Source organism: Streptomyces sp. NPDC008313, from assembly GCF_042956125.1.
Taxonomy (GTDB): Bacteria; Actinomycetota; Actinomycetes; order Streptomycetales; family Streptomycetaceae; genus Streptomyces.
In genome coordinates, this window is record NZ_JBIBFR010000007.1 from 255,042 (window position 1) to 280,963 (window position 25,922).

Sequence of the window (25,922 nt, forward strand, 5' to 3'; positions counted from 1 at the left end):
GGCCGGGCGCTCGTCCCCCTGTACGATGAAGGCACTTGATCGAACCAACTCTGCCTGACGCAGAGCTGGCGCGACCGTATGGCGGCCGCGGTGCTCCGGTAACGGGCGACCCGGTATCTACCGCAGTTCCGCGCAAGAGGACAGCTCTCGGCGCCCCCGCACGGGCGCGCCACCAGGCGGCAGAAAGGCACGGGCCGTGGCAACCACGGTCACCTCCCGCCCCGGATACGGACAGCTGCTGCGCACCCGCGGCGCCTGGACGTTCCTGCTTCCGGGGTTCGCCGCGCGACAGCCGTTCGCGATGCTCACCCTCTCCATCGTGCTCCTGGTGCAGCACACCACCGGCTCCTACGGGGCCGCCGGCGCCGTCGCCGCCGTCACCGGCGTCTCCATGGCGCTGTTCGCCCCCCTCGCGGGCCGTCTCACCGACCGCTTCGGCCAGCGCGCCGTCCTGCTCCCCGGCGTCCTCGCGCACACCGTCTCGGGCCTCGCGCTGACCGCGCTGGCCCTCGCGGACGCGCCCCTGTGGGCGCTGTTCGCGGCGGCCGTGCCGACCGGGGCCTCGGTGCCGCAGATCGGCCCCATGGTGCGGGCCCGCTGGGGCGTCAAGCTCCAGGACTCGCCCCTGATGAGCACGGCGGCGGCCTTCGAGTCCGTCACCGACGAACTGACCTTCGTCCTCGGCCCGCTGCTGGCGACCGCCCTGTGCACCGCCGTCGACCCGGCCGCCGGCCTGCTGACCGAGGCCGCCCTGACCCTGGTCGGCGGGCTGCTGTTCGCGGCGCGGCGCGGCACCCAGCCCGCCGTCCTCGCGGCCCGGGGCGAGAGCCACGCGCGCGTGGAGCACGTCTCGGCGCTGCGGGTGCCCGGCGTACGCGTCCTGATCGCCGCCTTCCTCGGCATCGGTTCCGTCTTCGGCGGCATGCAGGTCTCGCTCACCGCGTTCTGCGAGTCGATCGGCGAGCCCGGACTCAACGGCGTCCTCTACGGCGTCTTCGCCGCGGGCAACATGCTCTCGGGAGTCGTCTGCGGCGCCGTCGCCTGGAAGGCGGCCCCGCAGCGGCGCCTCGTCCTCGGGTACGCGGCGCTCGCGCTGACCGCCTCAGGGCTGTGGGCCGCCCAGTCCGTCGTCCTGCTCGCCGCGGTGGGCCTCCTGGTCGGCATGTGCATCGCGCCCGCGCTGATCACCGGCTACACCCTGGTCGAGGACCTGGTGCCCGCCGGCGCCCGGACCGAGGCCTTCACCTGGCTGACCGGCGCGGTCGCGCTGGGCCAGGCCGCCGCCGTCACCGTCGCCGGACAGCTGGAGGACCGCCTGTGGGACGGGGCCGGCTTCCTGGTGCCGATGGCCGGTACGGCCCTGGCGCTGGCGACCCTGGTCGCACTGCGCGCACGCCTCACGCCGCCGCACCACAACCGTACGATCGCGCGTGGCGTCGGTCACCGCGTGCCGGTGACAGTGGACTGATTCCCGGGAATAGGTCACTATGGACCGTCGTTAGCACTCATCGAGTGAGAGTGCCAGGAGGAAGACAAGTGCCGACGTACCAGTACCAGTGCACCGAGTGCGGCGAGGGCCTCGAGGCGGTGCAGAAGTTCACCGACGACGCCCTGACCGTGTGCCCCAGCTGCGATGGCCGCCTGAAGAAGGTGTTCTCCGCCGTCGGAATCGTCTTCAAGGGCTCCGGCTTCTACCGCAACGACAGCCGCGGCTCCTCCTCGAGCAGCTCGCCGGCGTCCGCGTCCTCGAAGTCGTCCACGGCGCCCGCGTCCTCCTCTTCGTCGTCCACGGCATCCGGCTCGTCCGGTTCGTCGTCCTCGGAGTCGAAGTCGTCGAGCGCGGGCAGCTCCGCCGCCTAGTACCGGCTCCCGAGCGGCTGCTACTTCCTTACGAAACCCTGTCGTCGCACGACGACAGGGTCTTCGGCGTCCGTGCGTCCCTCAGCGCCCGGCTAGGGTGCGGTCCATGGCGAACACGGACATTGCTCAGAGCCCGGAAGGGCCGGCCGGGGCCGAGATCGGGGTCATCGGCGGATCGGGGCTGTACTCGTTCCTCGACGACGTGACCGAGATACGAGTGGACACCCCCTACGGGCCGCCCAGCGACTCCCTGTTCCTCGGCGAGGTCGCGGGGCGGCGGGTCGCCTTCCTCCCCCGGCACGGCCGGGGCCACCACCTGCCGCCGCACCGCATCAACTACCGGGCCAACCTGTGGGCCCTGCGCTCCGTCGGCGCGCGCCAGATCCTGGGACCGTGCGCGGTGGGCGGACTGCGGCCGGAGTACGGGCTGGGGACGCTGCTCGTGCCGGACCAGATGGTGGACCGTACGAAGACCAGGACGCAGACGTACTTCGACGGACTGCCGCTGCCGGACGGCACGGTGCCGAACGTGGTGCACGTGTCCCTGGCCGACCCGTACTGCCCCGTCGGGCGCGAGGCAGCTCTCTCGGCGGCCCGCGGACGGGGCTGGGAAGCGGTGGACGGCGGCACGCTCGTGGTCGTCGAGGGCCCGCGGTTCTCGACGCGTGCCGAGTCCCTCTGGCACCAGGCTCAGGGCTGGTCCGTGGTGGGCATGACCGGGCATCCGGAGGCGGCGCTCGCCCGTGAGATGGAGCTCTGCTACACCTCGCTGACCCTGGTCACCGACCTGGACGCGGGCGCCGAGACCGGCGAGGGCGTCTCCCACGAGGAGGTCCTGAAGGTGTTCGCGGCGAACGTGGACCGGCTGCGCGGCGTGCTCTTCGACGCGGTCGCGGCCCTCCCGGCCGACGGGGACCGGGACTGCCTGTGCACGACGGCGCTGGGCGGAATGGACCCGGGCTTCGAGCTGCCCTGAGCCGTCTGCCCTGACCCGTCTGACGGGGCATGGCGGCCGGGGCGCGGCTCGGGCGCGGCTGCCGGGGGCGTTCGGCGGCGCGGGTGAGGGCGTTGTCCACAACCCGTCGGTAGTGCACCGGTCGCCACACGGATCGCCGCGAGGCCGCATCGTGGGATCGCACGCCGCAATCCGGTCCCTCGTCGCAGGTGGTGATCCCGTGTCCCCAGCCCCGTACCCGGCCTCAGCCCCGCCCCCGGCCCCCTCCCCGCCCCAGTTCGCGTTTCCGTCCTCCCCTGCCCCTCTCCCTCCCCCTCTCCACGGGTCCGCGTCCCCGGCGGGCTTCCGCAGGCCCCCGGCATGGTCGCGACCGCCTGGCCCCGACGCTCCGCCCGGATGCGAGGTGCCGCTCTTCCCGCCCCTGCGGGTGCGCGGCGGCCGGTGCCGGTCGCGGCGGCTGGTGCGGCACAGGCGGCGGGCCGTGGCGGCCGGACTCGCCGTCGCCGCGGTCGCGCTCGTCGCGGCGGACCCCGGTGAGGGCGTGCGGGCACGGGGGCACCCGGCCGCCGGGCCGGTCCGGGAGCGGCGCGCCGTCGAGATGGTGCGGGCGCCCGTGCGGATCGCGGACGTCGCCACGGTGCGGCTGCTGCGGCCCGGTGACCGGGTGGACGTCGTGGCCGCGGACAGCGGCGGCGACGCCCGGGTGGTGGCGGCGGGGGCGCGGGTGACCCGTGTACCCGATTCTGCCGGGACGCCGGGGAGCGAGGCGGCGGGCAGCGCGGCGGCTCAGGACGAGGCGGCTCAGGGCGGGGCGCTGGTGGTGCTGTCCGTGCCGCGGCCGACGGCGGCGCGGCTGGCCGGGGCCGGCGCGGCTTCGCGGCTGGCGGTGACGCTGTGCTGAACGCTGTCGGGAGATCTCGCGGCGGCACGGGGCCGAGTCCGTCGTCCGGGGACCCTGGGCTGCCGCGCCGGACCCGCGCTCACGTAGGTTACGGAGCTGCGCAGGCTCCGTCGTACAGGAAAGGCCCTTCGGGTGAGCGACAAGAACAATCCGAGCGTCTGGGAGGGCTTCAAGGCCTTCCTGATGCGCGGCAACGTGATCGATCTGGCTGTCGCGGTGGTCATCGGTGCCGCGTTCACCAACATCGTGAACGCGGTGGTGAAGGGCATGATCAACCCGCTGGTGGGCGCGATCGGCACGAAGAACCTGGACGGCTACAGCACCTGCATCAAGTCCCCGTGCGCGGGGACCGGCGACGACGCCACGGGAGTCCGCATCCTGTGGGGCTCGGTGCTGGGCGCCACGCTCACCTTCGTGATCACCGCGGCGGTCGTGTACTTCCTGATGGTGCTGCCGATGTCGAAGTACCTCGCCAAGCAGGCGGCCCGCAAGCAGGCGAAGGAGAACACCCGGGAGGTCATCGAGGTGACCGAGCTGGAGGTGCTCAAGGAGATCCGCGACGAACTGGTCGCGCAGCGGGCGGCCTCGGGCTACCGCAAGGAATAGCGGGCGCCCGCCGCGTCCGCCACATCCGCCGCGACCGTCGCCGTCCGGTCCCGGGAAGAGGGCGGGCTCAGATGTGGTGGGGCGGCTTCTCGTCGAGGAAGCGCCTCAGATCGGCGGCCGCGCTGTCGCTCTCGGTGGTGGGCCGCTCGCCCCAGCCGCGGTCCGTGTCGTCCGCGGACGGCCGGCTCAGCGGGTCGTCGAAGACGAGCGCGGCCCTGGGATCGCGGGGTGCGGGGGCGGGGGTGTCACTCATGCGTCCAGAGTACGGCGCGGGCGGCGCCGCTCCCCGTCCGGCCGCCGCACCCTTTTCCCCGGGGACCACACTGGGCGCATGACAGTCGACGCAGCGGCAACGGACACCCTGGCCGACGTCGCGGGCCTGCGGGTGGGGCACGCGACGCGCACCGGGGACGGATGGCTCACCGGCACCACGGTCGTGCTCGCCCCCGAGGGCGGCGCCGTCGCGGCGGTGGACGTGCGCGGCGGCGGTCCCGGCACCAAGGAGACCGACGCGCTCGATCCCCGCAACCTGGTGCAGAAGGTCGAGGCGGTCGTCCTCACCGGCGGCAGCGCGTACGGGCTCGACGCGGCGTCGGGCGTGATGGCCTGGCTGGAGGAGCGCGGCCGGGGGGTGCGGGTGGGCCGGGACCCGGCCCACGTCGTGCCGGTCGTGCCGGCCGCCTGCGTCTTCGACCTGGGCCGCGGCGGTGACTTCCGGGCCCGGCCCGGCGCGGCCACGGGCCGGGCCGCGGTCGAGGCGGCCGACGCGAGCGAACCCGGAGCCCCGGTGCCGGGGGGCTGCGTGGGCGCCGGCACGGGGGCGGTGGTCGGCCGCCTCAAGGGCGGGATCGGTACCGCGAGCGCCGTGCTCGGCTCGGGGATCACGGTGGCCGCCCTGGTGGTCGCCAACGCGGCAGGCTCCGCGGTGGATCCGCTGACGGGGGTGCTGTACGGGGAGCTGCTGGAAGGCCCTGCCGCCTACCCCCCGCCGCCGGTCCACGAGGCGGCGGAGCGGCGGCTGGCGGAGATCGCCGCGACGAACGCCCCTCCCCCGCTGAACACCACGCTCGCGGTCGTGGCCACCGACGCCGCGCTGACACGCGCCCAGGCGCAGAAGCTCGCGGGCACGGCGCACGACGGCATCGCGCGAGCGGTCCGCCCGGTGCACCTGCTCAACGACGGCGACACGGTCTTCACCCTCTCCACCGGCACGCGTCCCCTCGACCAGGAGAACCCGCTCGCGCTGAACGACATCCTGACCGCGGGCGCCGACCTGGTCACCCGCGCCATCACCCGCGCGGTGCGTACGGCTCACTCCGTCGAGGGCCCCGCCGGGAGCTGGCCCTCGTACGAGGAGCTGTACGGGGGCAGCCGAGTGGACGGGACGGGCTGACCGGCACGACCCCCGGCGGCCGGACGCCATGCCCGCTCGCGCGGCCCGGCCAGGACCGGCGCGACCGGTGGCGCCGCCGCTCGCCTGCTCCTGCCGGTGCCATCGGCCGGCCGGCGGGGCCGTGCGATTGTCCCGGTTCTGTCACCGGGCGGGCTCCGGAAGGGAACGGGCGGAACCCGGTCCGGGGCAGTGGGCTCTTTCTCCACGCACTGGAGCGGAACACCCACGACCCGAAAACCTGGAGCAGATCGTGACAACGCCGGACATCGCCCCACGGCGCGCGCTGGCGGCCTGCGCCGCCCTGCTGGTCGGCAGCCTCGCCCTCACCGCGTGCGGCGGTGCCGCCGGCGCCGACGACAAGGACGGCAAGGGCGGCGCCTCGGGCAAGACGTCCACGGCGAGGATCACCATCTCCGCGAAGGACGGCTCGACGAGCGCGTCCATCAACGCGACCGGCGTGAAGGTCAGCGACGGCAGGCTGACCGACGTGCGGATGACGGTGTCGGAGAGCGGTTCGGCCGTGCCGGGCGCGATATCCGGGGACGGGAAGAGCTGGAAGCCGAAGGAGCGGCTGGAGCGCGGCACCAAGTACCGCATCTCGGCCACCGCCAAGGACGGTTCGGGCCGGACGTCGGCCGCCAACTCCATCTTCACCACGGTCTCGTCCGACAACAGCTTCATCGGCACCTACACGCCCGACGGAGGCACCACGGTCGGCGTGGGGATGCCGGTGTCGTTCACCTTCGACAAGGCGATCGGCGACAAGAAGGCCGTGCAGTCGCACATCCGGGTCACCTCCAGCGGCGGCCAGGAGATCGTGGGTCACTGGTTCGGCGCTCAGCGCCTCGACTTCCGGCCCGAGACGTACTGGAAGGCCGGCTCCAAGGTCACGATGAAGATCTCCCTCGACGGCGTGGAGGGCGCGAAGGGTGTCTACGGGGTGCAGGACAAGACGGTCACCTTCACCGTCGGCCGCTCCCAGGTGTCGACGGTGGACGCGGGCACCCAGACCATGACGGTGGTGCGCGACGGCAAGACGGTCAGAACGGTTCCGATCTCGGCGGGCAGCGCGCAGCACACCACGTACAACGGGCAGATGGTGATCTCGGAGAAGTTCACGCAGACGCGGATGAACGGCTCGACGGTCGGCTTCGGCGGGGAGTACGACATCGCGGACGTGCCGCACGCGATGCGGCTGACGGCGTCGGGGACGTTCATCCACGGCAACTACTGGTACAGCCAGGGCAATCCGCCCTTCGGCCGGGAGGGCACCAGCCACGGCTGCGTCGGCCTGGCGGACGTCCGGGGCGCGCAGGGCGACACCACCGCCAAGTGGTTCTACGACCATTCGCTCATCGGTGACGTGGTGGTCGTCAAGCACTCCCCCGACAAGACGGTCGCACCGGACAACGGCCTGAACGGCTGGAACATGCCCTGGAGCGAGTGGACCGCCTCAAGCGCCTCCTGACCAGCGAGAACTCACGATACGACGGGCCGCCAGGGAACCCTCCGGGCGGCCCGCGCGTTTTCCGTCCGAAGGTTTTCCCCGTTCGGGGTCACGATGTCCGACCGAGGGGCTACGGTATGCACCCACAAGGTGACATGCAGCAACGCCGGGAGAAACCTTGAGCGTTCCGTACGAGACAGCAGCGTACGAGCCACCCGAGTCGCCCGAGTCTCCGGAGGAGCACCTGGAGCGGCTTCTCGGCCGTGCCCTGAACTCCTTCGAACTGCCCGACGACACGATAGGGCGACTCGACTGCGCGCTGGCACACGACAGTTCACTGCACTCCGCGCACCACAGCGCGGGGCGGCACCGTGAGACGTACCGGCACACCTGGCTGACCGCCGACGGCTCGGCGGTCACCCTGTGGGAGCTGGTGCACAACACGGGCCGCGACGGCCTGCCTCAGCACGAGGTGTACGCCGACCAGGAGGAGCTGCGGGCCGCGACGGCCCGGCTGCCGCTGCCGGTGGACGCGCCGGACTTCGAACTGCCGTCGGCGGTGCAGCTGTCGCCGGTTCCCGAGCCGCGCCATTCCTACGTCCCCGAGGGCTCGGCGGACCACGCCCGCAGACTGCTGCGGCGCGCGGAGAACGGGGACCGGCCGGACGAGGGTCTCGCCGCGCTGCTGCTGCGCGGGGCGCTCGCGCACCGGATCACCCAGGCGTTCGGGCGCCCCTGCCGGGCCGGGCACGCGGGGCTGGCCTTCTCGCTGTACGAGCACGCCTTCCTGCTCCGCGACGGGCAGGAGGTCTCCCTCTGGGAGGTCGAGCACACGGCGACGCCGAACGGGCGGCACATGTGCGAGGTCTATCCGACGGAGGACGCGGCCCGCGACGCGATGGAACGCCGCGCGGCGAACCTCAGCCGCCGCGCCGACTGAACGGCCCCCGGCCAGACGGCCCGGGAGTATCCACCGGTGCCGAGGGCCGGGACGCGTCACGCGTGCCCACGGCCCGGGAGCGTCCACCGGTGCGGAGGGGCCGATGCGTCACGCGCGCCGACGGCCCGGATGCGTCACGGGCGGCTGTCGCCGAACTGGCGCACCAGCACGGCGAAGGCGTCGCGCTCGGCCGGGGTCAGCTCGACCGGCCTGCCGAGCGAGTCACCGGATGCGGACCGCCGCTGACGGGGCAGGCCCCCGAGGGCGTCGGCCCGCGGCGTGCGCGCCACGGTCTCAAGACGGATCCGGCGCGCCTGGAGCGACCGGAACAGGCTGAACGTCGAGACGACGGCCGCCAGGGCGAGGGCGGCGCCTGTGAGCTGAAGTATCGACACATGCTCGGGCATACTCCCCAGTACACACCACGGTCCGGGGCTTTGGCCCCGGACCGTGACGCATCTCGCAGATGCGGTGATCAACACCCAGCCCCGACAAAGGGCCCATCGCCCTACACGAGCACCTTCTCCTGCCCCTCGGCCGCCTCCTCGCCGGCCGCCGGCTCCGTGCCCGCCGCCTCCACGGCGTCCGAGGTCCCGGACGTCTCCGCGGACTCCGCGCCCTCCACATGCTGGGCGGGCCGCTTCGGCAGCGCGAACATCAGCAGGAAGATGGCGCCCATCACCGCGGCGACCCAGCCCAGCGCGTGCTGGAAGGCGTCGGCGAAGGCGGGGCCCACCTCGGCGGGCACGAGCCGGTCGGGGATCCGGCCGAAGAAGACCACGGACACCAGCCCGAGTCCGAGCGCGTTGCCCATCTGCTGCACGGTGTTGATCAGACCGGAGGCCGAACCGGAGTGCTCACGGGGCACCTCCGACAGCACCGCGTCGGTCAGCGGGGCCACGATGAAGCCCATGCCCGCGCCCATGACGACCAGCGGCAGCGCCATCTGCCAGGAGGCGATGGACATCCCGTACCGGTCGGACTCCCAGATGTAGAGCAGGACGCCGACGGCCATGAGCAGCGCGCCTCCCTGCAGCACCTTGCGCCCGAAGCGCGGCACCAGCAGCTGGACGGACATCCCGGCCGCCGAGGACACCGCGAGGGAGAACGGAACACCGGTCAGGCCCGCCCGCAGCGGGGTCCATCCCAGGCCGAACTGCATGTACAGCGTCCAGACCAGGAAGAAGATGCCGAGGCCGACACCGAAGACGGTCTGCACCGCGATGCCCGCCGCGAAGCTCTTCACGCGGAACAGCGACAGCTCCACCAGCGGCGAACCGTCCCGCTGCGCCTTCCGGCGCTCGTAGGCCACCAGCGCCGCGAAGACGACGAGGGAGCCGGCCATCAGCAGGTGGCCCCAGAGCGGCCAGCCCAGCTCGCGGCCACGGGTGAGCGGGTACAGCAGCATCAGCAGGCCGGCCGTGACCAGGGCGACGCCGACGAGGTCGAGCTTCAGCGCCCGCGGGGCCCTGGACTCGGTGATGAACCGGCGGCCGAGGAGCAGGCCCGCGATACCGACGGGCAGGTTGATGAGGAAGATCGGCCGCCATTCGAGCCCGAACAGGTTCCCCTCGGTGAGCAGGGCGCCGAGCAGCGGCCCGGAGACGGCGCCCAGACCCACGATCGCGCCGAACAGCCCGAACACCTTGCCGCGTTCGTGCGCGGGGAAGGTCGCGTGGACGATGGACAGCACCTGCGGCACCATCATCGCGGCCATCCCGCCCTGGAGGATGCGGGAGGCGACGAGCATCTCCGGGTTCGCGGCGAAGCCGCACAGCGCCGAGGCGAGCGTGAATCCGCCTATGCCGACGAGGAACAGCCGCTTGCGGCCGTGGATGTCGCCGAGCCGGCCACCCGTGATGAGTCCGGCGGCGAAGGCGAGCGCGTAACCGGCGGTGATCCACTGGATCTGGCTGAAGGAGGCGCCCGCGTCCCGCTGGATCGACGGGATCGCGATGTTGACGATCGTGACGTCGACCAGGTCCATGAAGGCCGCGGTCATGACGATGGCGAGGGCGATCCAGCGGCGCCGGTCGGCCCCGGCGGCCGCGACGTCCGCCGGGCTGCCCGGTCCCGCGTCCGTGCCCGGTGCCGCTTCCTTCGTCAGTGGCGTCGCCGCCGTCGCTGTCATCGCTGCCGTTTCCGTGCCGCGAGGGGTGTCGGTGGAGGTCATGGGAAGAACCTAGATCTCCATTAGGTCAGATCGTGTCCTAGTGGTCGGCCATCCTGGGACTCATGACGACCGACACCCCGGCACGGCTGCTTCAGCTCCTCTCCCTCCTCCAGACGCCGCGGGAATGGCCGGGCGGCGAGCTGGCGGACCGGCTGCGCGTCTCCCGCCGTACCGTCCGCCGGGACATCGACCGGCTGCGGGAGCTGGGCTATCCGGTGCAGGCGACCAAGGGCTCCGACGGCGGCTACCGGCTCGTCGCGGGCAAGGCGCTGCCGCCGCTGGTGCTCGACGACGAGGAGGCCGTGGCGATCGCGGTGGGGCTGCGGGCGGGCGCCGGGCACGCCGTCGAGGGCATCGACGAGGCGTCCGTACGCGCCCTGGCCAAACTGGAGCAGGTGCTGCCCGCGCGGCTGCGCCGGCGGGTCTCCGTGCTTCAGTCCGCCACCATGCCGCTGACCAGCGGGGACGGTGCGAGCATCGCGACGGAGACGCTGACGGTGATGGCCTCGGCGGTGGCGGGCGGGGAGCGGCTGCGGTTCGCGTACCGCTCGGGTGACGGGACCCGCTCCCGGCGGCTGACCGAGCCGTACCGGCTCGTCTCCACCGGCCGCCGCTGGTACCTGGTGGCGTACGACCTCGATCGCGCCGACTGGCGCACGTTCCGCGTCGACCGGGTCTCCGAGCCGTTCGCGACGGGCGCGCGCTTCGCACCGCGTGAGCTGCCGACGGGCAGTGCGGCCGAGTTCCTGCGGCAGTCGGTGTTCCGTCGGCAGGAGTCGTACGAGTTCGAGGTGACCTTCGCCGCGCCCGCCGAGTTCGTGGCGGCCAGGCTGCCCAAGTGGCTGGCCCCGCCGGAGCCGATCGACGAGAACAGCTGCCGGCTGCGCGCCTCCTCCGGTGACTCCCTCGAATGGCTCGCGGTGCGCCTCGCGATGATCGACTGCGAGTTCACGGCCCATGAGCCGCCGGAGCTGGTCGGCTATCTGCGGGATCTGGGAGCCCGCCTCACCCGGGCGGCGGGCGGCCCTGACCGCCCGGAGAAGCTCACCGCGGGCTGATCCGACCGGGCCACCCCCACCGAACCCGTCCGCACGGCGCCCGTCCGAGCCGCGCCCGACCGGGCCACGTCCCGCAGTCCCGCCCCGGACCACACCCTGTCCGGACCACACCCTGTCCGAACCACACGATGTCCGAATCACACGCTGTCCGAATCACGATCTGTCCGGGCCCCACCCGTCCACCTGGACACCCCTCACCCGTACGCCGCGTAAGCGTTCCCTTCCTCTGTGACACAATCTGCCATTCGGGTCACCCCGGGGTTCAGGTCCGGGGTGGCCCGTCAGGCGTGCCCGCTCTCCCCCCAACGCAGGAGCCGAGCCCCGGCGCCGGGGGGGGGGAGGCGCCGAGGCTCGGCTCGGAAGAGCCCCGACGCCGGGGGGGGGTGGGCGTCGGGACTCGGTCTGTGGGGGCCCGGAGGGGGATCCGGGCCCTGTGTCGTGCGGGCTCTGAGGTGTTGTGCCCCGCGCCCGCGGACTTGAAGCGGCTTTACATGGCCATGTCGCGACCGTCACCGCCCGGCCACAGCACCGATCGCGCCACCGCCGGCCGCGGCGGTGGGAACCAGGTCGTCGCCACGCGTCCCACGGGAGGCGGACTCCCCTGAGGTGCACGGTCCGCGCAAGCAAACCACGCCGTGGGCCCTGCCGCGCGACCCCCGGCCGGTGCGGCGTGTCCGCACCGCGCCCGGGCCGCGTCCGGCGGCGTCACGCCGCCGCGTCGAACCCCGTGTCGCGGGCCAGCTTTTTCAGCTCCAGCAGGGCGTGCTTCTCGATCTGGCGGATCCGCTCGCGGGTGAGACCGTGCTCCTTGCCGACCTCGGTGAGCGTGCGCTCCCGGCCGTCCTCGATGCCGTACCGCATCTTGATGATGGAGGCCGTGCGCTGGTCGAGACGGCCGATCAGGTCGTCCAGCTCCTCACTGCGCAGCAGCGTCAGCACGGACTGCTCGGGCGAGACCGCGGACGTGTCCTCCAGCAGGTCACCGAACTGGGTGTCGCCCTCATCGTCCACCGACATGTTCAGCGAGACCGGGTCGCGCGCCCAGTCCAGCACGTCCGTGACGCGCTCCGGGGTCGAGCCGAGCTCGGCGGAGATCTCCGCGGGCTCCGGGTCGCGCCCGTGCTCGCGGTTGAACTCGCGCTGGACGCGGCGGATCCGGCCCAGCTCCTCGACCAGGTGGACGGGGAGGCGGATCGTGCGCGACTGGTCGGCTATGGAGCGGGTGATGGCCTGACGGATCCACCAGGTGGCGTACGTCGAGAACTTGAAGCCCTTGCGGTAGTCGAACTTCTCGACCGCGCGCACCAAGCCCGCGTTCCCCTCCTGGATCAGGTCGAGCAGGGGCAGGCCGCTGCGCGGGTAGCGGCGGGCGACGGCGACGACCAGCCGGAGGTTGGAGCGGATGAAGACGTCCTTGGCCCGCTCGCTGTCCGCGACCAGCGCTTCCAGCTCCTCACGGGTCGCTCCCGCCCCGGCGGCGTCCCCCGCGGTGACGGCGGAGGTCTCGGCCCCGTCGAGGATCTGCTGCGCGAAGACGCCGGCCTCGATCATCTGGGAGAGTTCGACCTCCTTCGCGGCGTCGAGAAGCGGCGTGCGGGCGATCTCGTCGAGGTACATGCCGACCAGGTCGCGGTCCGCGATCTCGCCACCTGCGGCGCGAGCGCTGCGGGCCGCCTGGCTGCCGGCCCCGGAACCGGAGGCCTGGGTGGTGCCCCCAGCGGCGGACTTACGACGGGCGACGGCACGGGTTGCCATGCGTGCTCCCTTGCGATGGTGGGCTTACAGGTCCAGTGGGGGGCTCGGTCACTCTCCCGAGTGCCCGGCTTCCGAAGGAAACAACGACTGGAATCGGGACAGAATTCCCAACCCGTCACACGATTTCTCTGATCTTGCAGTACCCTGTGCCCCCACAGGGGGAGGACGCATGCCGGACGAGGCCGCAGAGGTGCAGGTCAGGCCGGGAGCCGAGAGGGACCTCGCGGCCCTCACGGACATCTACAACCACTACGTGCGTGAGACGCCCCTCACATTCGACACCCGGGTGTTCACTCCGCAGGAGCGCCGCCCCTGGCTGCTCTCCCACCCTGAAGACGGCCCGCACCGGCTGATGGTTGCCACGTCAGAGGGCTCGCAGGGGATTCCGGCGGTCCTGGGGTACGCCACCTCCAGCCCCTTCCGTCCCAAGCCGGCCTACGCCACCTCCGTCGAGGTCAGCGTCTACCTCGCCCCCGGCGCGGGCGGCCGGGGCACCGGGACGCTGCTCTACGACGCCCTGTTCAAGGCCCTCGCCGACGAGGACCTGCACCGCGCGTACGCGGGCATCGCCCAGCCGAACGAAGCGTCCGTGCGGCTGCACGGACGCTTCGGTTTCCGGCACATGGGCACCTACCGGGAGGTCGGCCGCAAGTTCGGCTGCTACTGGGACGTGGCCTGGTACGAGAAGGAGCTGTGAGCCCCCGGCGTGAGACCCCGGCCTGAGGCCCCGGCCTGAGGCCCCGGAGGCCCCGGCGTGAGCCCCCGCCCGGCGCCTCCGGCCCCGTCCCCTAGCCGAACTGCACCGACCGCTTGGCCAGCCCCATCCAGAACCCGTCGATCACCGACCGCTGGTCGTCCAGCTCCCCGGTCGCGTCCGCCGCGCCCATCGTGACGAAGAGCGGGGCGAAGTGCTCGGTGCGGGGGTGGGCCAGCTGCCCCGCCGGGGACTTGCGGGTGAAGTCGAGCAGCGCGTCGACGTCGCGGGCCTCCAGCGCGCTCCGCCCCCAGTCGTCGAACTCCGCCGACCAGGCGGGAATGCCGCCCTGCCGCAGTGCGGCCAGGTTGTGGGTGAAGAACCCGGAGCCGATGATCAGGACGCCCTCGTCGCGCAGGGGCGCGAGTTTCCGGCCGATTGCCATCAGCCCGACGGGGTCGAGGGTCGGCATGGAGATCTGCAGGACCGGGATGTCGGCGCCGGGGTACATCTCGACCAGCGGTACGTACGCCCCGTGGTCGAGCCCGCGGTCCGGGATGTCCTGGACCGGCATCCCGGGCGCGCGCAGCAGCTTGCGGACGGAGTCGGCGAGCGCGGGGGCGCCGGGAGCCGCGTACCGGACCCGGTAGTAGTGCTCGGGGAAGCCCCAGAAGTCGTGGACGAGGGGGACGGTCTCCGTGGCACCGAGGGCGAGCGGGGCCTCCTCCCAGTGCGCCGACACCATGAGGACGGCCCTGGGGCGCGGGAGCCCGGCGGACCAGGCGGCCAGCTCGCCGGGCCAGACGGGGTCGTCGGCCAGCGGCGGGGCGCCGTGGCTGAGATAGAGGGCGGGCATCCGCTCGGGGGCGGGGCGCTCCTCGGCGGAGAGGGGTGTGGAGGTGGCTGCGGACATGACGGCGACTCCCTTCGGGCTCGGCACTGCGGCGGGCGATGAGGAACAGCGAGGCATGTGCGAGAAGCCGGGTGACGGCCGCTCGCTCGGCGGACGGCGGCCCGGCCGCTGCTCGAAGCCTCCGGACATGTACTTGAATTCTCAAGTTATGACCCAGCATAACGCGTGGTTGTTTAACATTCAAGAACAAGGCTCGTACAGTGGGATACATGAACACGGCATCCACCTCCGCCGAGGAGCCCCGCTGGCTCACCGCCGAGGAGCAGCGCACCTGGCGCGCCTACATGCACGCCGCCACTCTCCTCGAGGACCATCTCGACCGGCAGCTCCAGCGCGACGCGGGGATGCCGCACATCTACTACGGTCTGCTCGTCCAGCTCGACGAGGCCCCTCGCGGGCGGCTGCGGATGACCGAGCTGGCCATGAACGCCAAGATCACCCGTTCGCGCCTCTCGCACGCGATCGCCCGCCTGGAGAAGAGCGGATGGGTGCGGCGCGAGGACTGTCCCTCGGACAAGCGCGGGCAGTTCGCGGTACTGACGGACGAGGGCCGCGCGGAGCTGAGGCGGACCGCTCCGGGCCACGTGGCCGCCGTACGGCAGGCGCTCTTCGACCGGCTGAGCCCCGAACAGCAGAAGACCCTCGGCGAAATCATGCAGATCGTCGCCGAGGGTCTTCAGCCGAAGGAGGCGGGCGCGGACCTGCCCTGGCTCCGCTGATCGCCGGACTCGGCTCGGAACCGGGGCAGGTCCTGGGGTCGTGCGTACGAGGCGTCCCCACCCCCCGTACGCACGGGTTCACGCGGCCGGCACCCGGAGGGGCCGGCCGGCCCGGGTGGGCGGCCCAAGGGCGCCCGGCGCCGGCGAGCGGCCACCGGGCGCCTCCGGTCAGTGGGCGACCACCGGCACCCGGAACTCGTCCTCGACGCCCTCGGTCGCGTCGTCCGCGCCGGCGGCCTGGGAGGCACCGGGCCGGCCGGTGTTGATCAGGGTCAGGGCGATCGTCGCCGAGACCACGAGGATGCCGACGGCGAACCAGATGGCGCTGGTGTAGCCGTCCACCATGCCCTGCAGCTGGACGAGCTTCTGCTGCGGCTTGGAGGCGGCCGTGCCGATGTGGTCCTTGATGTACGAGGTCGTCGCCGAGGCGGCGATCGTGTTCAGCAGGGCCGTGCCGATCGCGCCGCCCACCTGCTGCGAGGTGTTCACCATCGCGGAGGCGACACCGGCGTCACGCGCCTGCACACCGTACGTGGCCAGGGACATGGCCGGCATGAACGCGGTACCCATGCCGAGGCCGAGCAGCAGCTGGCCCGGGAGCAGCAGGCCCGCGTACGAGGAGCCGATCTCCAGCTGGGTCAGCAGCAGCATGCCGAGGGCGGCGACCAGGAAGCCGGGGCCCATCAGCAGCCGCGGCGGGACGCGGGTCATCAGGCGGGCGCCGATCTGGGTGGAGCCCGTGATCATGCCCGCGATCATCGGCAGGAAGGCGAAGCCGGTCTTGACCGGCGAGTAGCCCTTCACGATCTGCAGGTAGTACGTCAGGAAGAGGAACAGGCCGAACATCGCGATGACCGCGAGACCCAGCGAGAGGTACACACCGCCGCGGTTGCGCTCGGTGATGACGCGCAGCGGCAGCAGCGGGGCCTTGACCTTGGACTCGACCAGGACGAACACCGCGAGCAGCACCGCGGCCGCGACGAACAGGCCGACGGTCGTCGGGTCGCTCCAGCCGACCGACTCGGCGCGGGTGAAGCCGTACACCAGCGAGACGAGACCGAGGGTGGAGAGGATGACGCCCGGGATGTCGAGTGGCGAGCGGTTGCGGCCGCCGGCCGGCTCGCGGATGACGAAGTAGGCGCCCGCGGCGGCGACGATCGCGAACGGGATGTTGACGAAGAAGGTCCAGCGCCAGTTCAGGTACTCGGTGAGGAAGCCGCCGAGGATCAGGCCGACGGCGCCGCCGCCACCGGCGATCGCACCGTAGATGCCGAACGCCTTGGCGCGTTCCTTGGCGTCGGTGAACATCACCGCGAGCAGCGACAGCGCGGCGGGCGCGAGGAGCGCGCCGAACGCGCCCTGCAGCGCGCGGGCGCCGAGCATCATGGCCTCGGTCGTCGCGGCGCCACCGAGGGCGGAGGCCCCGGCGAAGCCGATCAGGCCGGTGACGAAGGTGCGCTTGCGGCCCCACAGGTCGGCGATGCGTCCGCCGAAGAGCAGCAGGCCGCCGAAGGCGAGGGCGTAGGCCGTGATGACCCACTGCCGGTTGCCGTCGGATATCCCCAGGTCCTTCTGGGCGGAGGGCAGCGCGATGTTCACGATGGTCGCGTCGAGGACGACCATGAGCTGGGCGAGCGCGATGAAGACGAGCGCCCGCCACGGATTGTGGCCGGAGCCGTTCTCGGTGGCCGGGACCGCCTTGGAGGCGGTGGCCGGGACTGTTTCGGACATGGGGGTACCCACTTCGGTACTTCGTGACGGAAAAGGACGGCTCGAGGCACGGCTCGTCGACGGTGACGGCCGGAAAGACATAGAAACTCGCGCTACGGCGTACGGATGCCGGGTCTGGTGGACGTACGACTGCTGCGGGGCGTCGTACGACTACTGACAGGCGCGGGGTGCGAAAGTCATCGGTCGGGTTCGGTCGGGTCGGTCAGGAGCGCGGACCGGTCGCCCGGTGTACGTGTCGGGCGGGTCGGTCTGCCGGTCGGTGTGTGAATCGGTGTGTGAGTCGGTCTGCCGGTCGGTGTGTGAATCGGTGTATGTGTCGCGCTGCCGGTCGGCATGCTGTGCGGAGTGCGTAGGGGGCCGCCGGTGGGCGGGCTCGCCGGTCGTTCGGAAGTGGTCAGGCTCCTCGGAGGTCCTCCATGGTCGCGGCCACTCCCGGCAGCACGGAGCGGGCCGGGGCCCGCATGCCGTCCAGGAAGAGCTGCAGATGACGGTGCGCGAAGCGGTCGATGCCCTGGCACGCGGTGCCGGGCAGCGGCCGGGTGAGCTGGCTGAGGGCGATCATCAGGTCGCCGGTCCCGACGTCGGGGCGCAGCTGTCCGGACGCGCGGGCGCGCTCCATCAGCTCGTCGACCAGTCCGGTGATCCGGTGGCGGGCGGCGACCAGATCGGGGTGGTGCTGGTCGAAGGTCTCGGACAGCATCGGGCACAGGGCACCGATCCGCTCGTCGGCGGCGCCGTGGGCGAAGCGGCTCAGCGCCTCGAACGCGTCGCCGCCCTCGGCGAGTGCCGTCTCGATCTGCTCCGACGTGCGGTCCATGACCGAGCAGACGACCTCGCGGGCGAGCGCGTCGCGGTCCGGGAAGTTGCGGTACACCGTGGCGTTGCCGACGCCGGCCCGGCGGGCGATCTCGTCGAAGGGCACCTCGGCGCCGAACTCGACGAACATCTCACGGGCGGCCGCGACGATCCGCTCCCGGTTGCGCAGGGCATCGGCGCGCGGCCGGGGCACTCGGCGCTGCACGGGGGTGGCGGTCTCCACGACGTACTCCTTCTCTGGTCCGGTCGTCCGGCTCGTCCGGCGCGACCTGGGGTCAGACTCTTCTGTGTGCCGTTGCCGGCGATGTGCGCCGCCGGCGATGTGCCTTACCGGTGAGGCGCTCCGGCGAACCGGGGAAAAGCTCCCCGCTTCACGCGGGCACTTGGCTAAACGGGGAAACGATCCCCGGTTATTTCCCGTTCCCGATGTGACGCCCCTCACAGGTTTGCGGGGCGCGGATACCCACGATCGGTCCGCCTCAGCGCGCGCCCGTCCACCCCTCGACACAGGGTGATCGGAAGGGTGCAGTCGGCGACCGGCGGCTGCCGCGGAGCGAAGGGCACCGGATGCGGCCCACGAGACGTCGGATACGCCCGCGCCGCGTGGCCGCGTTCGCCGCGGTGAGCATCCTGACCGTCGCCGTCAGCACCTCCGCGGGCACCGGTCACCTCTCGGCGGGCTCCTCGACGGCTGGCCCCGTGGCACGGGGGCGCCCCACCGCGCTCGGCCCCTGCATGATCAGCGGCCCGCTCGGCGTTCAGATGTCCGAGGGCATCCCGACCTCGTCCGGCTACGCCCGCTCCACCGGCACCGTCCACGCCCTGAACCTCATGATCGACTTCGCCGACGCGCCGGGTCAGGGCAGCGCGCTCGACCGGGCAGCGGAGTTTTCCCCGAAGACCAGGAAGTGGTTCAGCACCAGCTCGTACGGACGCCTCGACTACCGGCCCGAGGTTCCGGTGCCGCGCTGGCTGCGGATGCCGAGGACGTTCGAGGAGTACGGGATAGAGCGCGGCGCCCCCTTCGACCCGGGCTACCGCGATCTGGTCCAGGACCTCGTCACGACGGCCGACCCGCTGGTGGACTTCAGCAAGTACGACATCCTGAACGTGCTGGTCACCCCCAACGCGGGCCCCTCCGCCCTCGACACCGTCCTGTCGGTGACCTTCGCCGGGAACACGGAGGCACCCGTCGCCGACGGCGTCCCGGTCGCCAACGCGTCCTTCGTCTACAGCCGCCAGGACGACGGCTCGGGTGCGTACGCGCAGACCGGCTACCGGGTCCTCCCCCACGAGAACGGCCACACCTTCGGCCTGCCCGACCTCTACACGCAGGACGGAGGCGGCGCGGTCGGCCACTGGGACATCATGAGCGAGGACTGGGGGGCCGGCAACGACCTGCTCGGCTGGCACAAGTGGAAGCTCGGCTGGCTCGACCCGCGGCAGGTCAGCTGCGCGTCGGCGTCCGGGACCAGGGAGTACACCCTCACGCCGCTGGCCCGCCCCGGCGGCCCTAAACTGGTGTTCGTACCCCTGGGCCCGAGGACCGGGTACGCCCTCGAACTGCGCACCCAGGAGGGCAACGACGAGGCGGTCTGCCGGCCCGGCGTCCTCGTCTACAAGGTCGACGCGGGTGTCGACACCGGCAACGGGCCCATCACCGTCTACGACTCCCGGCGCGACAGCGGCGGCTGCACCCGCAGCCCGAACGTCCACGCCGAACTCTCCGACGCGGCGTTCACTCCCGGCGAGACCTTCAAGGACCGCAGGGCGGGCATCCGCGTGACCGTCGCCGGGGCCGACCGCAAGGGCGTCTATCGGGTGTACGTGACACGCCGCTGACCGGCTGTGGCGACGGAGCAGGCATTACGGTGTGTCATCTGAGATCCGCATCGGAGAGCCCATGCCATCGAACCCCGCACCGCCCCCTGGCTCGGGCCCCGGACAGGACGCCGGGCGGACCCCCGAACCGGCCGTGCCGGCCGAGGCCGTCGCCCCCTTGATGCGGGGCATCGCCGTACTGCGGCGGCTCACCGAGGCCGACGGCGCGGTCAGCCTCAGCGGCCTCGAACGGGCCACCGGGCTCGCCCGCTCCACCGTCGACCGGATCACGGGGACGCTGGCCCGTATGGGGTACGTGCGTCTGGACGGCCGGGACGCCATGCTCGCCCCGCGGCTGATGGAGCTGGGCAACGCCTATCTGGCCGCTCTCCGGCTGCCGCGGCTGCTCGGGGCGCACGCCGACGCACTCGCCGACGAGCTGGACGAGTCGGTCTCCCTGGCCGTCGGCGACCAGGACGGCATCCGGTTCATCCACCAGGCCACACGGCGCCGCGCGATGTCCCTCAGCTTCCGGATCGGCGACCTCCTGCCGGCGGAACGCACCGCCCCCGGTCCGCTGTTCGCCACCGAATGGGGCGAAGGGGAGTGGACGCGCTGGCGCGCACGCCGCTCCGCCGACCCGGAGGACCGCGGCTTCCCGGCGGTCCCCGCGCGCAGCCGCCCCATCGACGCCGACGAGAGCGACGAAGGCGACGGCATCGGCGGTGACGGGGGTGCCGGGGGTGCCGGGGGTGCCGGCGGCGGGGACCGCATCCACGACGACGGCGAAGGCCCGCGCGACCACGGCTGGAGCAGCGAGGGCTGGAGCGGGCAGGGCCGGAGCGGCGAGTCCGTGACCGGCGGGCTCCTGGCCGACGGGCCCGGAGCCGGCACAGCGGGGTCCGAGTCCGGGTCCGGCGGGCTCCTGGCCGACGGGCCCGGGTCCGGCACAGCGGGGTCCGGGTCCGGGTCCGGCGCGTCGGGGTCCGGCGGGCTGGGTGACGACTTCGAGCACCGCACCGCCCGCGCGCGGGAGACCGGGTGGGCGCTGGACGACCAGCTGATCGAGCCCGGCCTCGTCGCCCTGTCCGTGCCCGTGCGCGACCCCGGCACCGGCCGTATCGCCTGCGTGGTGAGCGTGGTGAGCCACACCAGCCGGCACACCGCCCAGTCCCTGCGGCGGACCCTGCTGAGCCGCTTGCGTGCGGCCGTGGACGCGATGGAACGGGAGCTGCGTCAGGCACCGCCCCCCGATCCCTCCACGGCCACCTGCGGGCTCGCCTCCTGGACGGGCGCGTCCAAGCAGGAGCTGGGCCGCGACTTCGTGGAGTCGCTGGCCCGCGGGCTGACCGTGGTGGCCTGCTTCGACGAGGGGCACGCCGAGCTGTCGCTCACGGAGGTCGCCCGGACCACGGGGCTCGCCCGCGCGACGGCCCGGCGCGCTCTCATCACCCTGGAACACCTCGGCTACGTCACCGCGCACGACCGTGTCTTCCGGCTGACCCCCCGGGTGCTGGGCCTCGGCTTCCCCCCGCTGTCCCGTACGTCGCTGCCCGAGATCGCCACCCCGCACCTCACCGCGCTCTCCCACCGCCTGCACGAGTCGACGTCGCTGGCGATCCTCACGGGTGACCTCATCCAGTACACGGCGCGCGTCCCCACCCACCGCATCATGAGCGTCAACGTGACGATCGGGACCCGTCTGCCCGCGCACGCCACCTCGCTCGGACGGGTGCTGCTGGCGGGCCTCCCGCCGGAGCGGCGGCCCGTTCCGCCCCCGGACCGGCTGCCCGCGCTCACCCCGCGCACGATCACCGAGCCGGCGGAGCTGGCCGCCGTGCTGGAGCGCGTACGGGTGGAGGGGTACGCCTTCGTCGACGAGGAGCTGGAGGTGGGGCTGCGGGCGATGGCCGTTCCGGTGCGTGACCGCGAGGGACGGGTCGTGGCCGCCGTCAACGTCGCGATGCACAGCAGCCGCCGCACGCCCCGGGAGTGCCGGGACGAGGTGCTTCCGCAGCTCCGCGCCGCCGCCGACCGCGTCGAGGCCGACCTGCACCTCGCGGGCCGCTTCGTACGGATCCCGACCGGCTGAGAGCCCGCGGCCCGCAGCCCGCACCACCGGGTCCTTGCCCCGGACGCGCCTCCCCGGCCCCGCCCGGCCGGTGACCTCAGCAGCGCCCGGCGGCCGCCCGGGCCATGGGTACGGGCCCGCCTCCACCGGCCGCCACCCGGCGGCCGGACGCCTCCAGCACGCCGAGGGCAGCGGGCCGCGCGAGTCCCGGCAGGAGCAGCACCCAGAAGCGGGTGAGCCTGCTGGGCGACATCCAGCGGATGTCGCGGGCGCCGAGGGTCGCGAGGCCGACGGTCGCGGCGACGACGACGGTCACCACGTCCCGTGCCGCGACGCCCCGGGCCAGCAGCCCCTCCCGCTCGGCCCGGACGAGCGACTCCTCCACCCACTGCTGCCACCTGCGGCGGAGATTCTCGTCCGCGCCGCACCTCTCCTGGCCGTCGCACAGGTCGAAGCCGGCCCGCAGGACGACGTCGTGCCCGAGGGCGTGCAGCAGGACGTGGCTGACGTCGATGAGCGTCTGCAGGGAACCCCCGGCCCCCGGTGGCCGCTGCGCGGCGGTGATCCGGCCGAACCGCAGCACCGCGGCACCGCCGACGGCCCCGGCGAGCGCCGCCTTGCTGGCGAAGTGGAAGTGGAGAGCCCCGTTGCTGACCCCGGCCCGGGCGCTGATCGCGGACAGCGGGACCGTCTCGTAACCGTCCCGGGTGAAGAGTTCGGCGGCGGACTCGATCAAGGCGTTGCGCGTACGTAGGGCACGTTCCTGTTTGGCCATCGGGCGCTCCGTCCCTGCTGGGTACGACCGGGAGTCGCTTCTGGGGTACAGCCGACAGTCACTGCTGGAGGCACGACCGACAGTAACAAACCGTCTACGCGGTTTTCACGACGGCTCCCATGACGGTTTCCATGGCACCCGGTGCGCAAACCCGGCGAACTCACGGGAACCGGGACGTCATTCCGCCCCGGCGGCCTCCAACTCCCGCAGCCGAACGGCCGCTTCGTACACGCCCGCGCCCCGGCCGGGGGAGAAGTCGAGCCGGACCAGCACACCCGGCACGGCGACGGAGGGCATCAGGTACCTGTAGAGGTCCGCCACCCGCTCCACCAGATCCTGACGGTCCGTCATGATGCGGGACAGGACCTGGACTCCGGTGAATCCTCCGACGAACAGCTTGGCCAGGGCGGTCACGTCGGCGTGCGGCAGGATCTCGCCCCGCCGCCTGGCCTCCTCGAAGACGGCCTGGGTGTGCTCGGTCCAGCCCCGCATCGGCACGCGCCGGTTCAGGTGGTCCTTCGGCGAACCCTGGTCGACGGTGAGGCGGACGCTGCCCTGGACGATCGGGTCGCCCGTGTCCCGCTGGAGCAGGTGGGCCAGCAGCAGCGCCTCGTCCAGCGACTCCTGGAGCTTCAACTCCTGGGCCGGGACCGCCGGCAGGGACGCGACCTGCGCGTCCAGCACCGCCTGGGCCAGCTCCTCCTTGGACGTGAAGTGGAAGTAGAGGGCGCCCTTGGTGACCCCGGACCTCTTCAGGACGTCGGAGATGGTCGCCGCCTCGTATCCGACCTCGTCGAACACCTCGGCCGCGGCGACGAGGATCGCCTGCCGCGTCCGGATGGCCCGTTCCTGCCGCGCCACAAACATCCTCCGTACCCGCCCGCCGAGGGACGGTCGCACCGTGCCGAAGGGGCCGAGAATAAAACCAGCCGTACGGTTTTTCAATCGCCGCCGGAGACCGCCGCAGGTCACCCGAGCCGCCCCGTGACAGCCGCGGGACCAGCCCCCGGAGGCCATTCCCGGCCACCCCGGCACCGCCCCGTGACCGGCCCGGTGACCGGCCCGGTGACCGGCCCATGAACCGCCGCGGGCCCGCCACCGGGCCGGCCGCGAGCCACCCTTGAGCCACCTCGAGCCACCTCGAACGAGATACGGCCGGTTCCGGCTCACCGCCTCAAGCTCCGCCCAGCCGCCAACCGCCTTGAAAACAAAACCGGTTGGTACGTATCTTCGGTGCCGTGGCTGCTCAGACCTGAACAGACCTGACCGGACCCGCACCCAGGGGGAACGCGATGACTGTCGTGACGTCCGAGGCCCTGCGGACGGAAGCACGCGACCGGAACGACCCGCCCCCGGGCAGCGGCACGGGGCACCCGGTCGCCGCCGAGCTGACCCACCTGCTCTTCGAGGGCGCCGACCGCGACCGGGTCCACGGGACGTGGCGCGAACTGGTCGCCGGCGACGCGTTCGCCTACCGCCCGGGGCTGTCGCCTGCCGAGCGGACCGCCCTGTCGTACGACCGTCTGCGTCTGCTGAACGCGGCCGTGGACAGCCCGGTGGACCTCGCGGCCGACCCCCACCGGCTGGCCGCTCTGCACGAGTGGACCGGACCGGTGGACGGCGGGCTGACCACCCTCGCCAGCATCCACTACAACCTGTTCCTCGGCAGCCTCCTCGACCACGACGGCGACCGCCGCGACCTCAGCCCGTACACCTCCCTGGAACGCACGGGGACGTTCCTGTGCACCGAGCTGGACCACGGCAACGACGTGGCGTCCATGCGTACCGTCGCCGTCCTCGACCGACGGACCGGCGGCTTCCACCTGCACACGCCCGATGCCGGCGCGCGGAAGTTCATGCCCAACACCGGCCTGGCCGGCGGCCCCAAGACCGCCCTGGTGGCCGCGCGCCTCGTCGTCGACGGCGAGGACCAGGGCGTCTACCTCTTCCTGAGCCCGCTCAGCGACAGCGGCGGGGACCTTCCCGGCGTACGGGTCCACGCTCTTCCCGAGCGCACCGGCACCCCGGTCGACCACTCCCTCACCTCCTTCGACCACATGTGGCTGCCCCGCGAGGCCATGCTGGAGGCCGAGCACGGCCGCCTCGGCCCGGACGGCACCCTGACCAGCACCCTCGGCAACAAGCGCAAACGGCTGCTGCGCTCCATCCACCGCGTCACCATGGGCAAGCTCTGCATGAGCGCCGGGACGCTCGGCATGTCACGCGCCGCGCTGACCATCGCGGTGCGCCACGCGCACACCCGCCTCATCGCCGGGCCGAGGGCGGGCGAGCGGGTCCCGCTGGCCGCCCACGCCAGTCACCACAGCCGGCTGCTCGGCGCGCTGGCGACGGCGTACGCGATGACGTTCCTGCACCGTACGGTCGTGGAGCGGTTCGCCCGGCGCACCGAGGACGACCGGGAGGAGGTGGAGCGGCTCGCCGCGATCGCCAAGGGCTGGATCACCTGGCAGGCCCGGACCATCACGACCGAGTGCCGCGAGCGCTGCGGAGCCCAGGGACTCTTCCCCGCCAACGGCCTCTCCGACCTCCCCCAGAACATCGAGGGCGGTATCACGGCGGAGGGCGACAACCTGGTCATCTGGGTGAAGGCGGCCTCGGAGATGGTCTTCGCCCCACGCCCGGCCCGCACCGGCGACGGCACCCCCCGCCCGGACGAGCCCGCCCCCCGCCCGCACACCCGGTCCCCCACGCCCGGCCAGCCCCTCACGCACACCCGGTCCCCCGCGCTCGGCCAGTCCCCCACGCTCGGCCCGGACGACCGCGCCGCCCCCGGCGATCTGACGGACCCGGGGTTCCTGCGCGACCTGCTGGCCGAGGCGGAGACGATCTGGCAGACGCGCGCCCGCGCGGCCCTGCGCGAGGGCCCGTCGGGCGACCCGCTGGGCCGCTGGAACGCGGCGTCGGCGCCGGCCCTGGAGATGGTCTCGGCCCACGCCTGCCGCCAGGCGGCCGACGCGTTCCTGACGGCGTCCGAGCGCGCCACGACCGCCACGGCCCGCGCACTCCTGCGCTCCCTCTGCCGCCTCTTCCTCCTGCACCGGCTGCGCGAGCACACCGGCGACCTGCTCGCGGAGGGCCTGCTCACCCCCGACCAGGTACGGTCCCTCCCCCGCGAACTCGCCACCCTCACCGCCGGCCTGGCCCCCCACCTGCCGACCCTCACCGACGCCTTCGACGTCCCACCGGAACTACTGTCCCGCATCCCGATAGCGAGCGGCGGCACGATCGCCGGGGGACCAGGCGACCGGTCGGAGTGAGGTACGGGTGAACGTC

General features: G+C 72.8%; 23 protein-coding genes. 14 read left to right on the plus strand and 9 right to left on the minus strand.

Annotation, left to right across the window (positions count from 1 at the left end; genetic code table 11):
• Positions 1-196 precede the first annotated feature (196 nt).
• The 5 genes from ACFY93_RS12260 (at position 197) to mscL (ending at position 4,322) form a co-directional block, all read left to right on the plus strand.
• Entirely contained in the window at positions 197-1,468 is a 1,272-nt protein-coding gene (locus tag ACFY93_RS12260; RefSeq protein ID WP_391356699.1) for an MFS transporter, read from the plus strand.
• A 68-nt stretch (positions 1,469-1,536) separates the two neighbouring features.
• Entirely contained in the window at positions 1,537-1,860 is a 324-nt protein-coding gene (locus tag ACFY93_RS12265; protein WP_391356702.1) for an FmdB family zinc ribbon protein, read from the plus strand.
• Positions 1,861-1,966: 106 nt separating this feature from the next.
• On the plus strand, positions 1,967-2,836 hold the full coding sequence (locus tag ACFY93_RS12270; protein ID WP_391356705.1) for an S-methyl-5'-thioadenosine phosphorylase: 870 nt from the start codon (positions 1,967-1,969) through the stop codon (positions 2,834-2,836).
• 199 nt (positions 2,837-3,035) lie between these two features.
• Positions 3,036-3,716, plus strand: a complete 681-nt coding sequence (locus ACFY93_RS12275) for a hypothetical protein (RefSeq protein WP_391356708.1) — start codon at positions 3,036-3,038, stop codon at positions 3,714-3,716.
• A 132-nt stretch (positions 3,717-3,848) separates the two neighbouring features.
• Positions 3,849-4,322: a large conductance mechanosensitive channel protein MscL gene (gene mscL / locus ACFY93_RS12280; RefSeq protein WP_391356711.1), complete on the plus strand. Its 474-nt coding sequence runs from the start codon at positions 3,849-3,851 to the stop codon at positions 4,320-4,322.
• 67 nt (positions 4,323-4,389) lie between these two features.
• Here mscL and ACFY93_RS12285 read toward each other — a convergent pair whose 3' ends face one another.
• Positions 4,390-4,575 carry a hypothetical protein gene (locus ACFY93_RS12285; RefSeq protein ID WP_391356714.1) on the minus strand — a complete coding sequence of 62 codons (186 nt, stop codon included), beginning with the start codon at positions 4,573-4,575 and terminating at the stop codon, positions 4,390-4,392.
• Positions 4,576-4,653: 78 nt separating this feature from the next.
• Here ACFY93_RS12285 and ACFY93_RS12290 point away from each other — a divergent pair, with 78 nt between their 5' ends.
• The 3 genes from ACFY93_RS12290 (at position 4,654) to ACFY93_RS12300 (ending at position 8,102) form a co-directional block, all read left to right on the plus strand.
• The gene (locus ACFY93_RS12290) at positions 4,654-5,715 is read left to right on the plus strand and encodes a P1 family peptidase (protein WP_391356716.1); all 1,062 of its coding nucleotides are present in this window, start codon (positions 4,654-4,656) and stop codon (positions 5,713-5,715) included.
• Between the two features lie 250 nt (positions 5,716-5,965).
• On the plus strand, positions 5,966-7,183 hold the full coding sequence (locus ACFY93_RS12295) for an Ig-like domain-containing protein (RefSeq protein ID WP_391356719.1): 1,218 nt from the start codon (positions 5,966-5,968) through the stop codon (positions 7,181-7,183).
• A 157-nt stretch (positions 7,184-7,340) separates the two neighbouring features.
• Positions 7,341-8,102: a DUF6227 family protein gene (locus ACFY93_RS12300; protein WP_391356722.1), complete on the plus strand. Its 762-nt coding sequence runs from the start codon at positions 7,341-7,343 to the stop codon at positions 8,100-8,102.
• 134 nt (positions 8,103-8,236) lie between these two features.
• Here ACFY93_RS12300 and ACFY93_RS12305 read toward each other — a convergent pair whose 3' ends face one another.
• Positions 8,237-8,509, minus strand: a complete 273-nt coding sequence (locus ACFY93_RS12305) for a hypothetical protein (protein WP_391356725.1) — start codon at positions 8,507-8,509, stop codon at positions 8,237-8,239.
• Positions 8,510-8,610: 101 nt separating this feature from the next.
• Positions 8,611-10,233 (minus strand): DHA2 family efflux MFS transporter permease subunit, encoded by a 1,623-nt coding sequence (locus ACFY93_RS12310; RefSeq protein ID WP_391356849.1) that lies wholly within the window; start codon positions 10,231-10,233, stop codon positions 8,611-8,613.
• A gap of 104 nt (positions 10,234-10,337) precedes the next feature.
• Between ACFY93_RS12310 and ACFY93_RS12315 the strand changes: the two genes are divergently transcribed.
• The gene (locus ACFY93_RS12315; protein WP_391356727.1) at positions 10,338-11,333 is read left to right on the plus strand and encodes a WYL domain-containing protein; all 996 of its coding nucleotides are present in this window, start codon (positions 10,338-10,340) and stop codon (positions 11,331-11,333) included.
• A 705-nt stretch (positions 11,334-12,038) separates the two neighbouring features.
• Here ACFY93_RS12315 and ACFY93_RS12320 read toward each other — a convergent pair.
• Positions 12,039-13,088, minus strand: a complete 1,050-nt coding sequence (locus tag ACFY93_RS12320; protein WP_391356729.1) for a sigma-70 family RNA polymerase sigma factor — start codon at positions 13,086-13,088, stop codon at positions 12,039-12,041.
• Positions 13,089-13,257: 169 nt separating this feature from the next.
• Here ACFY93_RS12320 and ACFY93_RS12325 point away from each other — a divergent pair, with 169 nt between their 5' ends.
• Positions 13,258-13,785, plus strand: a complete 528-nt coding sequence (locus ACFY93_RS12325; protein ID WP_391356732.1) for a GNAT family N-acetyltransferase — start codon at positions 13,258-13,260, stop codon at positions 13,783-13,785.
• A 91-nt stretch (positions 13,786-13,876) separates the two neighbouring features.
• On the opposite strand, the gene ACFY93_RS12330 is transcribed toward ACFY93_RS12325, so the two are convergent.
• The gene (locus tag ACFY93_RS12330; RefSeq protein ID WP_391356853.1) at positions 13,877-14,638 is read right to left on the minus strand and encodes a dioxygenase; all 762 of its coding nucleotides are present in this window, start codon (positions 14,636-14,638) and stop codon (positions 13,877-13,879) included.
• A 266-nt stretch (positions 14,639-14,904) separates the two neighbouring features.
• Here ACFY93_RS12330 and ACFY93_RS12335 point away from each other — a divergent pair, with 266 nt between their 5' ends.
• The gene (locus ACFY93_RS12335) at positions 14,905-15,414 is read left to right on the plus strand and encodes a MarR family transcriptional regulator (protein ID WP_391356734.1); all 510 of its coding nucleotides are present in this window, start codon (positions 14,905-14,907) and stop codon (positions 15,412-15,414) included.
• A 168-nt stretch (positions 15,415-15,582) separates the two neighbouring features.
• On the opposite strand, the gene ACFY93_RS12340 is transcribed toward ACFY93_RS12335, so the two are convergent.
• Both ACFY93_RS12340 and ACFY93_RS12345 read right to left on the minus strand, forming a co-directional pair.
• Positions 15,583-17,145 carry a DHA2 family efflux MFS transporter permease subunit gene (locus ACFY93_RS12340; protein ID WP_391356737.1) on the minus strand — a complete coding sequence of 521 codons (1,563 nt, stop codon included), beginning with the start codon at positions 17,143-17,145 and terminating at the stop codon, positions 15,583-15,585.
• 394 nt (positions 17,146-17,539) lie between these two features.
• Positions 17,540-18,184 carry a TetR family transcriptional regulator gene (locus ACFY93_RS12345; RefSeq protein ID WP_391356739.1) on the minus strand — a complete coding sequence of 215 codons (645 nt, stop codon included), beginning with the start codon at positions 18,182-18,184 and terminating at the stop codon, positions 17,540-17,542.
• 344 nt (positions 18,185-18,528) lie between these two features.
• On the opposite strand from ACFY93_RS12345, the gene ACFY93_RS12350 reads away from it, so the two are divergent.
• Both ACFY93_RS12350 and ACFY93_RS12355 read left to right on the plus strand, forming a co-directional pair.
• Positions 18,529-19,803 (plus strand): M6 family metalloprotease domain-containing protein, encoded by a 1,275-nt coding sequence (locus ACFY93_RS12350; protein ID WP_391356740.1) that lies wholly within the window; start codon positions 18,529-18,531, stop codon positions 19,801-19,803.
• A gap of 160 nt (positions 19,804-19,963) precedes the next feature.
• Positions 19,964-21,874 carry an IclR family transcriptional regulator C-terminal domain-containing protein gene (locus tag ACFY93_RS12355; RefSeq protein ID WP_391356856.1) on the plus strand — a complete coding sequence of 637 codons (1,911 nt, stop codon included), beginning with the start codon at positions 19,964-19,966 and terminating at the stop codon, positions 21,872-21,874.
• A gap of 76 nt (positions 21,875-21,950) precedes the next feature.
• Here ACFY93_RS12355 and ACFY93_RS12360 read toward each other — a convergent pair whose 3' ends face one another.
• The gene (locus ACFY93_RS12360; protein WP_391356743.1) at positions 21,951-22,628 is read right to left on the minus strand and encodes a ScbR family autoregulator-binding transcription factor; all 678 of its coding nucleotides are present in this window, start codon (positions 22,626-22,628) and stop codon (positions 21,951-21,953) included.
• Between the two features lie 177 nt (positions 22,629-22,805).
• A complete protein-coding gene (locus tag ACFY93_RS12365; protein ID WP_391356746.1) occupies positions 22,806-23,489 on the minus strand; it encodes a ScbR family autoregulator-binding transcription factor in 684 nt (227 codons plus the stop codon).
• Positions 23,490-23,920: 431 nt separating this feature from the next.
• Here ACFY93_RS12365 and ACFY93_RS12370 point away from each other — a divergent pair, with 431 nt between their 5' ends.
• A complete protein-coding gene (locus ACFY93_RS12370; RefSeq protein WP_391356749.1) occupies positions 23,921-25,906 on the plus strand; it encodes an acyl-CoA dehydrogenase in 1,986 nt (661 codons plus the stop codon).
• The last annotated feature ends 16 nt before the right edge of the window (positions 25,907-25,922 follow it).

Coding starts and splice junctions, on each gene's coding strand:
- ACFY93_RS12270 (WP_391356705.1), top strand. CDS start 1,967: ATGGCGAACACGGACATTGCTCAGAGCCCGGAAGGGCCGGCCGGGGCC.
- ACFY93_RS12285 (WP_391356714.1), bottom strand. CDS start 4,575: ATGAGTGACACCCCCGCCCCCGCACCCCGCGATCCCAGGGCCGCGCTC.
- ACFY93_RS12290 (WP_391356716.1), top strand. CDS start 4,654: ATGACAGTCGACGCAGCGGCAACGGACACCCTGGCCGACGTCGCGGGC.
- ACFY93_RS12305 (WP_391356725.1), bottom strand. CDS start 8,509: ATGCCCGAGCATGTGTCGATACTTCAGCTCACAGGCGCCGCCCTCGCC.
- ACFY93_RS12310 (WP_391356849.1), bottom strand. CDS start 10,233: ATGACAGCGACGGCGGCGACGCCACTGACGAAGGAAGCGGCACCGGGC.
- ACFY93_RS12315 (WP_391356727.1), top strand. CDS start 10,338: ATGACGACCGACACCCCGGCACGGCTGCTTCAGCTCCTCTCCCTCCTC.
- ACFY93_RS12320 (WP_391356729.1), bottom strand. CDS start 13,088: ATGGCAACCCGTGCCGTCGCCCGTCGTAAGTCCGCCGCTGGGGGCACC.
- ACFY93_RS12325 (WP_391356732.1), top strand. CDS start 13,258: ATGCCGGACGAGGCCGCAGAGGTGCAGGTCAGGCCGGGAGCCGAGAGG.
- ACFY93_RS12330 (WP_391356853.1), bottom strand. CDS start 14,638: ATGCCCGCCCTCTATCTCAGCCACGGCGCCCCGCCGCTGGCCGACGAC.
- ACFY93_RS12335 (WP_391356734.1), top strand. CDS start 14,905: ATGAACACGGCATCCACCTCCGCCGAGGAGCCCCGCTGGCTCACCGCC.
- ACFY93_RS12340 (WP_391356737.1), bottom strand. CDS start 17,145: ATGTCCGAAACAGTCCCGGCCACCGCCTCCAAGGCGGTCCCGGCCACC.
- ACFY93_RS12350 (WP_391356740.1), top strand. CDS start 18,529: ATGCGGCCCACGAGACGTCGGATACGCCCGCGCCGCGTGGCCGCGTTC.
- ACFY93_RS12355 (WP_391356856.1), top strand. CDS start 19,964: ATGCGGGGCATCGCCGTACTGCGGCGGCTCACCGAGGCCGACGGCGCG.
- ACFY93_RS12360 (WP_391356743.1), bottom strand. CDS start 22,628: ATGGCCAAACAGGAACGTGCCCTACGTACGCGCAACGCCTTGATCGAG.
- ACFY93_RS12370 (WP_391356749.1), top strand. CDS start 23,921: ATGACTGTCGTGACGTCCGAGGCCCTGCGGACGGAAGCACGCGACCGG.